This is a genomic window from Legionella norrlandica, assembly GCF_000770585.1.
Taxonomy (GTDB): Bacteria; Pseudomonadota; Gammaproteobacteria; order Legionellales; family Legionellaceae; genus Legionella; species Legionella norrlandica.
The window spans coordinates 1-945 of sequence record NZ_JNCF01000122.1; the positions used below are offsets into that span (position 1 = coordinate 1).

A 945-nucleotide genomic window follows, 5' to 3' on the forward strand; every position below is an offset into this window, starting at 1 on the left:
GGTCGTTAAGTCTTCTTTTGGCTATTGATATGGGGGAATATCTTTCCAGAGTAGATGCTCTGAATCCAGCAGGACTTCATGATACTGATAATAAAGTTCAATATGATAATTGGGATAGTATCAAAAAGAAACCAAAGACAGTGATTCAAAAACAGGGTAATGATCCTGTGTCTCTTTTCGGTGTTTGGAAAAAAGAATGGGAAATTATACATGTCAAACCACCAAAAGATAAGCAAGGTCCTAATCTTTTTTGCGATCATTTTTTGAATTATGCCGGGTTTCCTGAGACAGAATTTAGATATGTTTCCGCTGAGAAAGAGAATAATAAACGAAAAGTAAGGAATTTCTGGATCTACTCCTTAGGAAGAGGGGCCCTCTATTATCTTGCCTTCGCACCGTACACTTATGTTATTAGACCTGCAATAAATTATATTTCTGATAAATGGCCACTTCTGGTTTTAGGCGTGTTTCCGTTATTGACTATTGCTACTTTAACGGGATTGACTATTGCAGGAATTCTTCCTGCAGCCGCTTTAATTGGTGCATTAGCTATTTTTGCAATTTCCGGAGGACTGTTGTATTTGCCTTTTGCCTGGAGTAATTCTGACGCATTAGAAAAACCGATTGGGGACGAAGTTTTTGATGTATCGCCTAGAAGCAATGTATTGGTGAACAATCAAACAAATCTGGCCAGATTACATCATCCTTCTATACCTAGAAACTCTACAATGGATATCTATGAGAATGAGACTACTGTTGATTTAACCTATAAAGAAATTAATACTTATTATAAAGTCATGCGATGTCTAGTGAAACAAAAAGAATTTCTCCCTGCTGAAAACAAACCAGAAAAACGGTTTGATGGTTTATCTAAAAGAGACGTTTTAATTCAAAAGTTACCAATCCCAACTTACTCATGATGAGGCTCTTTCCATCAGAACATCC

Annotated in this window: 1 pseudogene; it reads left to right on the plus strand. The window is 36.6% G+C overall.

Annotated elements, in window-relative coordinates:
* Positions 1-920 (plus strand): annotated as a pseudogene (locus OK13_RS14670) (hypothetical protein); the annotation flags it as partial.
* Positions 921-945: the final 25 nt, after the last annotated feature.